Consider the following 8,080-nt stretch of genomic DNA (forward strand, 5'->3'; position numbering starts at 1 on the left):
TCGTCGCGCTGTACCTGAGCGATGACGAGACCATCACCGACGCCCGCGGCATCTTCGTGCCCGGTCGCAAGGCATCTCAGTCCTCGCTACGGTCGAAGCGACCGTCAAGTTCTGCCGGACCTGCACCCCGGCACGCACAACCCGGTCCCCGCAGGTCTCCCCGCGGCGAGCGGCGACGCGATACCGTGGCGTTCCTTTTCCCCACATGATCCTCGTGTCCGCCCTGGAGGTTCCGTGGTACAGGCGTACATCCTGATCCAGACCGAGGTCGGGAAGGCCTCGGTCGTCGCCGAGACGATCAGCAAGATCCCTGGAGTCATCCAGGCCGAGGACGTGACGGGACCCTACGACGTCATCGTGCGGGCCCAGGCCGACACCGTCGACGATCTCGGCCGCATGGTGGTCGCCAAGGTCCAGCAGGTGGACGGCATCACCCGCACCCTGACCTGCCCGGTCGTCCATCTGTAGCCCCCGTCTACCCTGTGCCGGTGAACTCTTTCCGTCACCGGCACCGTTGTGTCTTCCGCGTGTTCCGCCTGCCCGCTGTCGCGCTGTTGATCACTGTTGCGGGCTGCTCCTCAGCAGACGACAGCGCGTCGGCGGCGGTTCCCAGTCCGGACGCGAAGGTCGCGGAACTGTGCCGGAACCTGGACAAGGTACTGCCCGCGAAGGTGGACGGTGAGCGCCGGGCGGATCCCGAGCCCGCGTCGGCGCTGACGGCGGGCTGGGGCAGCCCGGCGATCATACTGCGCTGCGGTGTGCCGCAGCCGCCGAAGATGGTCGACCCGAAGGTGGCGGACGGGCGGGATCCGGATGCCGTCGCCGGGGGTGTCAACGGGGTCGACTGGCTGATGGAGCAGCAGGACGGCGGGGGGTACCGGTTCACCACGGCCAACCGCGAGGCGTACGTCGAGGTCCGGGCGCCGCAGGGCGTGGACAGCTCTAGCGTGCTGATCGATCTGGCCGCGGCCGTGAAGAAGGCGATCCCCGAGGGGATCGCCTTCTGAGCGCCGGGTGTTGAGGATTCAGCGAAGGCCCGTCGGCCTGCGCAGTGCCGCCTGCACCAGCCGGTCGATCAGCTCCGGGTAGCTCACCCCGCTCGCCTGCCACATCTGCGGGTACATCGAGATGGGCGTGAAGCCGGGCATCGTGTTGATCTCGTTGATCACGAACTCGCCGTCCTCGGTGAGGAAGAAGTCCGCGCGGACCAGGCCCTCGCAGGACGCCGCGTCGAACGCGTCGACCGCCAGGCGCTGGACCTCGGCCGTCTCCTCCGGGGTGAGGGGCGCCGGGACGAGACCCGGGGTGGAGTCGATGTACTTGGCCTCGAAGTCGTAGTACGCGTGCGTCTCGGGTGAGGGGATCTCCGCGGGGAGGGAGGCCCGGGGGCCGTCCTCGAATTCGAGGACGCCGCACTCGATCTCGCGGCCGCGCAGCGCGGCCTCCACGAGGATCTTGGGGTCGTGCCGCTGGGCCTCGGCGATGGCGTCATCCAGGCCGGAGAGGTCGTCGACCTTGGTGATGCCGATCGACGAGCCGGCCCGCGAGGGCTTCACGAACAGCGGCCAGCCGTGCTCGCCCGCGAAGTCGACGATCTTCTTGCGGGCGGCGGCGCCCTTGTCCCCGTTCGGGGCGGTCTGCTCCCACTCACGGGGACGCACCACCACGTACGGGCCGACCTTCAGCCCGAACGAGGTGAACACCCGCTTCATGTACTCCTTGTCCTGGCCCACGGCCGAGGCGAGCACACCCGAACCCACGTACGGGACACCGGAGAGCTCCAGGAGGCCCTGGAGGGTGCCGTCCTCGCCGTACGGGCCGTGCAGCACCGGGAAGACCACATCGACCTCGCCGAGCGCCTTGGGGACCGATCCCGGCTCGCTGTAGACCACTTCGCGGCTGGCGGGGTCGACCGGGAGGATCACCGCGCCCTCGGCGGACTCGGCGAGCAGGTCGACGCTCGGCGGGCGCCGGTCGACGATCGCCATCCGTTCCGGTTCGTCCGCCGTGAGCGCCCAACGCCCGTCCTGGGTGATGCCGATCGGCAGGACGTCGTACTTCGTCCGGTCGATGGCCTTGAGGACGGCGCCGGCGGTGACCACGGAGATCCCGTGTTCTGAGCTGCGCCCGCCGAACACGACGGCCACACGCGGCTTGCGAGGCGGCTGCTCGGGGTTCTGGGGGAGGTTCTCGGTGCTCATATCGGGTTGAGAGTACCCGTTGGTAGGGCCACTGGTAAGCGCCGTCTGCCTCGCGTCGCTCAGCGTCGTTCGGGCTTCGCGCTGCGCGACATCAGCTCCTTGAGGGCCACCACAGGGGGCTTGCCCTCGTGCACGATGCCGACGACCGTCTCCGTGATCGGCATGTCGACGCCGTGCCGACGGGCCAGATCGAGCACCGACTCGCAGGACTTGACGCCCTCGGCGGTCTGCTTGGTGACCGCGATGGTCTCCTGGAGGGTCATGCCCTTGCCGAGGTTGGTGCCGAAGGTGTGGTTGCGCGACAGCGGCGAGGAGCAGGTGGCCACCAGGTCGCCGAGGCCCGCGAGCCCGGAGAAGGTCAGCGGGTCGGCACCGAGCGCCATGCCGAGCCGGGTGGTCTCGGCGAGGCCGCGGGTGATGAGGGAGCCCTTGGCGTTGTCGCCGAGGCCCATGCCGTCCGCGATGCCGACGGCGAGGCCGATGACGTTCTTCACGGCTCCGCCCAGTTCGCAACCCACCACGTCCGTATTGGTGTACGGGCGGAAGTACGGCGTGTGACAGGCGGCCTGGAGCCGCTGGGCGACGGCCTCGTCGGTGCAGGCGACCACGGCCGCGGCCGGCATCCGTGCGGCGATCTCCCGGGCCAGGTTGGGCCCGGTCACCACGGCGATCCGGTCCGGGCCGACCTTGGCGACGTCGTCGATGACCTCGCTCATCCGCATCGCGGAGCCGAGTTCGACGCCCTTCATCAGCGACACCAGGACCGTGTCGGGGGCCAGCAGCGCGCTCCACTCGGCGAGGTTGCCGCGCAGGGTCTGCGAGGGGACCGACAGGACCGTGAAGTCGGCGTCCGCAGCGGCCTCGGCGGGATCGGTGGTGGCCCGTACGTTCTCCGGGAGCTCGACACCCGGGAAGTAGTCGGGATTGGTCCGCGTGGAGTTGATCGCCTCCACGACCTCCGGGCGGCGCCCCCACAGGGTGACCTCGCACCCCGCGTCGGCGAGCACCATGCCGAAGGCCGTACCCCACGAACCGGCGCTCAGGACCGCCGCCTTGACCGGCTTGCTCACTTGCCCAGCCCCTCTTCCTGCACGGTCTGTCCGGACTTCTGGTGCGTCTGTGTCTGCGCCTGGGTGCGGCGCCGCTGCTCGATCCGCTCCCTGCGCGGGTCGTACGGCGTCTCCGGCCCCTTCTCGCCGCGGATCAGCTCCAGCTGTGCGGTGACGGCGGCCATGATGACCTCCGTGGCCTCCTTCAGCAGATCCGCGGTCATCTCCCGGTCGTAGAACCGCGCGAGGTCCACGGGCGGCCCGGCGAGCACGCGGTGCGTCTTGCGCGGCAGCGGATGCGGCTTCTTCGCGTACGGCGGCAGCAACTCGTTGCAGCCCCACTGGGCGACGGGGATCACCGGGCACTTGGTCTGCAGGGCGACGCGCGCCGCCCCGGTCTTGCCGGTCATGGGCCAGCCGTCCGGGTCGCGGGTGAGGGTGCCCTCGGGATAGAAGGCGACGCATTCCCCCCGGTCCACGGCGTCGATCGCGGCCCGGAAAGCGCTCAGCGCGTCCGTGCTCTCGCGGTAGACGGGGATCTGCCCGGTGCCCCGCATCGCGGCTCCGACGAATCCCTTCTTGAAAAGCCCGCTCTTCGCGAGGAATCGCGGGACCCGCCCGGTGTTGTACTGAAAGTGCGCGTAAGCGAAGGGGTCGATGTGCGAATTGTGGTTCACCGCGGTGATAAATCCGCCCTCTGCCGGAATGTGCTCCATTCCACGCCAGTCCCGCCTGAGCAGAACCACCAGCGGCGGTTTGCAGATCACCGCGGCGAGGCGGTACCAGAAGCCGATTCTGCGGCGGGGCACGCGGACACCTTCCTCTAGGGCTTGAAGCCGAGGCCACGGGGGCCGCACAAGTGTCGCCCCAGGCCGCCGGTCTGTCGAGAACACCGTACGCCCCGGCACGCCGCCCGCCCGAGGCCCCGGGTGACAATGACCGCGACAAGAGGAGGACGGAACACCCGTGCAGTGGACCCTGGTCGTACCCCTGAAGCCCCTGGCCCAGGCCAAGAGCAGGCTTGCGGACACCGCGGACGACGGGCTGCGGCCGGACCTGGCGCTGGCCTTCGCCCAGGACACGGTGGCGGCCGCGCTGGCCTGCCCGGCGGTGGGGGATGTGGCAGTCGTCACGGACGACGTCCGGGCGGGCCGCGAGCTGGCCGCACTGGGCGCCGCGATCATCACCGACGAGCCGGGCGGCGGCCTCAACGCCGCCCTCGCACACGCGACGCGGGTGGTGCGGTCGGCCCGCCCGGCCGGGGCGGTGGCCGCGCTCAACGCCGATCTGCCGGCTCTGCGCCCCGTGGAATTGTCCCGGGTACTCGATACCGCTGCTGAATTCCCGCGCGCATTTCTCGCGGACGCGGCCGCTATCGGGACGACCCTGCTGGCCGCCGCCCCTGGCCGCGAATTGCGCCCGGCCTTCGGCACGGATTCCCGAACCCGGCACCGCGTCTCCGGGGCGGTGGAACTGGCCGTCACCGCGGTGGATTCCGTTCGCCAGGACGTGGACACCGGCGATGACCTGCGCAGCGCGCTGGCCCTGGGGGTCGGCCCTCATACGGCCGCGGCCGCCGCGCGGTTGCTGATTCCCGGGCAGTAGGCTGCGGCCATGCAGGCGACCGCGTACACGTACGACCCCGAAAGCCGCAGCGGGCAGGTGCTCCTGGACGACGGCACCCCGGTGCCCTTCGACGCGGCCGCGTTCGACGCGGGGGGCCTCAGGCTGCTGCGCCCGGGGCAGCGGGTCCGCATCGAGGTGGAGGGTGCCCAGGACGGGCTCCGGATCACTCTGGTGACACTGCAGACCCTCTGATCACACGCTGAACACGCCGCGGGCCGGACTCCATGCGGAGTCCGGCCCGGCGCGTGAGCACCCCAGCGCCCTTACTTCTTGCGGGCGGTGGTCTTCTTGGCGGTGGTCTTGCGCGCCGTCGACTTCTTGGCGGGCGCCTTCTTGGCCGTGGCCTTCTTCGCCGGGGCCTTCTTCGCGGTGGTCTTCTTCGCGGCGGTGGTCTTGGACGTCGCCGTGGTCTTCTTGGCGGGCGCCTTCTTCGCCGTGGTCTTCTTCGCGGCCGCGGTCTTGGTGGTGGCCTTCTTCGCCGTCGCCTTCTTGGCGGTGGTCTTCTTCGCGGCGGCCGACTTCGTGGTCGCCTTCTTCGCGGCGGCCTTCTTGACCGTCGCGCCGGCACCGCCGGTCAGGCTGCCCTTCGGCGCCTTCTTGACGGAGACCTCGCCGCCACGCGGGAGCTTCTTCGAGCCGCTGACCAGGTCCTTGAAGCCCTGGCCGGCGCGGAAGCGCGGAACGGAGGTCTTCTTGACCCGAACCCGCTCGCCCGTCTGGGGGTTACGGGCGTACCGGGCCGGGCGGTCGACCTTCTCGAACGAACCGAAGCCGGTGACCGAAACCCGCTCACCCGAGACGACCGCGCGGACGATGGCGTCCAGTACATGGTCGACAGCGTCGGCGGCCTGCTGGCGGCCGCCCATCTTGTCGGCAATCGCTTCTACGAGCTGCGCCTTGTTCACGTCTTCCCCTTCGGAGACATCGCCAGAACAAAGTGTTCAAGCTTTTTCGCACGTTAGGCAGATATATACCGCAAATCAAACACGAAACGGGCTTATCACCCTTGTGCCGCAACGAACTCGACGGTGTCGAAGGGGTTCAGCGTTCCTCGTCGGGGAGACGTCCCTCGTCGAGGTCCGCGGTGAACCGCTCCAGCCGTCTTGCCGCGTCGGCGAGATCGTGCTTGGCCGCGGCCGTAATGACCAGCAGCTTCCGGGTCAGCGCCATCCGTACGCCCTCCGGGACTTGCAGTGCGCGCACTCTTGTGTGCGCTTCCTTGAGTTGGTCCGCGACTGCCGCATAGAGCTCGAGTTGGCCGTCGTGTTCCATGCACAGATTGTGCCATCTGGGGCGAGTTGTCGCCTGCCCAGGGGACAACTGCCGCCTCCGAGGGCCTTCCCGGCACACGTGGAAGTCACGGCTGTACCCCTCGCGTACCCCAGCAACCACCTGCTTAACGTGGGAAGTTGGCAGCCGAACAGCGGGTGGGCAGGGCCGTTCGGGTGCAGACACCGCTGTACCCCCGATCGGGCTGATCGGGGGTACAGAGGGGGTGTTGCGGTGGCCGAAAGTCGCCTTGTTCGCAGGCGGCCGTTCGTGCCCGGGTCAGACCGGGAGCGTCCGCGGCTTGAACGTCGGGCGCTTCGCCTCGTACGCGGAGATGTCAGCCTCGTTCTGCAGGGTGATCGAGATGTCGTCGAGGCCGTTCAGCAGCCGCCAGCGGGAGTTCTCGTCCAGCTCGAAGGAGGCGGTGATGCCCTCGGCGCGCACCTCGCGGCTCTGAAGGTCGACGGTGATCTCGGCCTGCGGGTCCTTCTCGGTGAGCTCCCACAGCGCGTCCACGGTCTCCTGCTCCAGAACGACCGTGAGCAGGCCGTTCTTGAGCGAGTTGCCGCGGAAGATGTCGGCGAAGCGGGAGGAGATCACGGCCTTGAAGCCGTAGTTCTGCAGCGCCCAGACGGCGTGCTCACGGGAGGAGCCGGTGCCGAAGTCGGGGCCTGCGACCAGCACGGTCGCGCCCTGCCGCTCGGGCTGGTTGAGCACGAACGACGCGTCCTTGCGCCAGGCCTCGAACAGCCCGTCCTCGAACCCGTCGCGCGTGACCTTCTTGAGCCAGTGGGCGGGGATGATCTGGTCGGTGTCGACGTTGCTGCGGCGCAGCGGCACGGCCCGGCCGGTGTGGGTGGTGAAGGCTTCCATGACTGATCAGACTCCAGCGGGCGTGGGGGCGTCGGTGGACAGGTCGGCCGGGGAGGCCAGGTGGCCCAGGACGGCGGTGGCGGCCGCGACCTGCGGCGACACCAAGTGGGTGCGGCCGCCCTTGCCCTGCCGGCCCTCGAAGTTGCGGTTGGAGGTGGACGCGGAGCGCTCACCCGGGGCCAGCTGGTCGGGGTTCATGCCCAGACACATCGAGCAGCCCGCGTGCCGCCACTCGGCGCCGGCCTCCTTGAAGACCACGTCCAGACCTTCGGAGACGGCCTGCAGACCGACCCGCGCGGAGCCGGGGACGACCAGCATCCGTACGCCGTCGGCGACTTTGCGGCCCTTGACGAGATCGGCGGCGGCGCGCAGGTCCTCGATGCGGCCGTTGGTGCAGGAGCCTACGAAGACGGTGTCCACCTTGATGGAGCGCAGCGGCTGCCCGGCCTCCAACCCCATGTACTCCAGGGCCTTTTCGGCGGCGAAGCGCTCCGAAGCGTCTTCGTACGAAGCGGGGTCGGGGACGGACGCCGAAAGCGGTGCGCCCTGGCCCGGGTTGGTGCCCCAGGTGACGAACGGCGACAGCCCGGCGGCGTCGATGACGACCTCGGCGTCGAACTCGGCGTCGTCGTCCGTCCTGAGCGTCTTCCAGTACGCGACGGCGGCGTCCCACTCCTCGCCCTCGGGGGCGTGCGGGCGGCCCTTGAGGTACGCGAACGTGGTCTCGTCGGGGGCGATCATGCCCGCGCGGGCGCCGGCCTCGATCGACATGTTGCAGATGGTCATGCGGGCCTCCATCGAGAGCTTCTCGATGGCCTCGCCGCGGTACTCCAGGACGTAGCCCTGGCCGCCGCCCGTGCCGATCTTCGCGATGATCGCCAGGATCAGGTCCTTGGCGGTGACGCCCTCGGGCAGTTCGCCGTCGACCGTGATCGCCATGGTCTTCGGGCGGGACATCGGCAGCGTCTGGGTGGCCAGCACGTGCTCCACCTGGGAGGTGCCGATGCCGAAGGCCAGCGCGCCGAAGGCGCCGTGCGTGGAGGTGTGCGAGTCGCCGCAGAC

11 protein-coding genes are annotated in these 8,080 nt (G+C 69.7%); 4 read left to right on the forward strand and 7 right to left on the reverse strand.

Annotation, left to right across the window (positions count from 1 at the left end):
• Positions 1-234: 234 nt before the first annotated feature.
• Together ABZ281_RS27495 and ABZ281_RS27500 are read left to right on the forward strand one after the other, a co-directional pair.
• Complete coding sequence (locus ABZ281_RS27495; protein ID WP_030851968.1) at positions 235-468, forward strand: Lrp/AsnC ligand binding domain-containing protein; 234 nt, start codon at positions 235-237, stop codon at positions 466-468.
• Between the two features lie 20 nt (positions 469-488).
• Complete coding sequence (locus ABZ281_RS27500) at positions 489-1,007, forward strand: DUF3515 domain-containing protein (protein ID WP_356659675.1); 519 nt, start codon at positions 489-491, stop codon at positions 1,005-1,007.
• 18 nt (positions 1,008-1,025) lie between these two features.
• On the opposite strand, the gene ABZ281_RS27505 is transcribed toward ABZ281_RS27500, so the two are convergent.
• Genes ABZ281_RS27505 through ABZ281_RS27515 form a run of 3 tightly spaced genes read right to left on the reverse strand, consistent with a single transcriptional unit; the run spans position 1,026 to position 4,059 of the window.
• On the reverse strand, positions 1,026-2,201 hold the full coding sequence (locus ABZ281_RS27505) for a D-alanine--D-alanine ligase family protein (RefSeq protein ID WP_356659677.1): 1,176 nt from the start codon (positions 2,199-2,201) through the stop codon (positions 1,026-1,028).
• A 59-nt stretch (positions 2,202-2,260) separates the two neighbouring features.
• Complete coding sequence (locus tag ABZ281_RS27510; RefSeq protein WP_356659679.1) at positions 2,261-3,271, reverse strand: NAD(P)H-dependent glycerol-3-phosphate dehydrogenase; 1,011 nt, start codon at positions 3,269-3,271, stop codon at positions 2,261-2,263.
• Complete coding sequence (locus ABZ281_RS27515) at positions 3,268-4,059, reverse strand: lysophospholipid acyltransferase family protein (protein WP_356659681.1); 792 nt, start codon at positions 4,057-4,059, stop codon at positions 3,268-3,270. Before ABZ281_RS27515 ends, ABZ281_RS27510 begins: the two co-directional genes overlap by 4 nt.
• Positions 4,060-4,216: 157 nt before the next feature.
• Here ABZ281_RS27515 and cofC point away from each other — a divergent pair, with 157 nt between their 5' ends.
• Together cofC and ABZ281_RS27525 are read left to right on the forward strand one after the other, a co-directional pair.
• Positions 4,217-4,855, forward strand: a complete 639-nt coding sequence (gene cofC, locus ABZ281_RS27520; protein ID WP_356659683.1) for a 2-phospho-L-lactate guanylyltransferase — start codon at positions 4,217-4,219, stop codon at positions 4,853-4,855.
• 9 nt (positions 4,856-4,864) lie between these two features.
• A complete protein-coding gene (locus ABZ281_RS27525) occupies positions 4,865-5,068 on the forward strand; it encodes a hypothetical protein (RefSeq protein ID WP_356659685.1) in 204 nt (67 codons plus the stop codon).
• A 71-nt stretch (positions 5,069-5,139) separates the two neighbouring features.
• Here ABZ281_RS27525 and ABZ281_RS27530 read toward each other — a convergent pair whose 3' ends face one another.
• The 4 genes from ABZ281_RS27530 to leuC all read right to left on the reverse strand — a co-directional run.
• The gene (locus tag ABZ281_RS27530) at positions 5,140-5,781 is read right to left on the reverse strand and encodes an HU family DNA-binding protein (protein ID WP_031138095.1); all 642 of its coding nucleotides are present in this window, start codon (positions 5,779-5,781) and stop codon (positions 5,140-5,142) included.
• A 136-nt stretch (positions 5,782-5,917) separates the two neighbouring features.
• Positions 5,918-6,148 carry a hypothetical protein gene (locus tag ABZ281_RS27535; RefSeq protein WP_030851947.1) on the reverse strand — a complete coding sequence of 77 codons (231 nt, stop codon included), beginning with the start codon at positions 6,146-6,148 and terminating at the stop codon, positions 5,918-5,920.
• A 276-nt stretch (positions 6,149-6,424) separates the two neighbouring features.
• On the reverse strand, positions 6,425-7,018 hold the full coding sequence (leuD, locus tag ABZ281_RS27540) for a 3-isopropylmalate dehydratase small subunit (protein ID WP_356659687.1): 594 nt from the start codon (positions 7,016-7,018) through the stop codon (positions 6,425-6,427).
• A 6-nt stretch (positions 7,019-7,024) separates the two neighbouring features.
• Positions 7,025-8,080: 3-isopropylmalate dehydratase large subunit (leuC, locus tag ABZ281_RS27545; protein ID WP_356659689.1), on the reverse strand; the 1,056-nt coding region annotated here is incomplete at its 5' end.

Source organism: Streptomyces sp. NPDC006265 (assembly GCF_040613555.1).
Lineage (GTDB): Bacteria > Actinomycetota > Actinomycetes > Streptomycetales > Streptomycetaceae > Streptomyces.

Coding starts and splice junctions, on each gene's coding strand:
- ABZ281_RS27505 (WP_356659677.1), bottom strand. CDS start 2,201: ATGAGCACCGAGAACCTCCCCCAGAACCCCGAGCAGCCGCCTCGCAAG.
- ABZ281_RS27525 (WP_356659685.1), top strand. CDS start 4,865: ATGCAGGCGACCGCGTACACGTACGACCCCGAAAGCCGCAGCGGGCAG.
- ABZ281_RS27535 (WP_030851947.1), bottom strand. CDS start 6,148: ATGGAACACGACGGCCAACTCGAGCTCTATGCGGCAGTCGCGGACCAA.
- leuD (WP_356659687.1), bottom strand. CDS start 7,018: ATGGAAGCCTTCACCACCCACACCGGCCGGGCCGTGCCGCTGCGCCGC.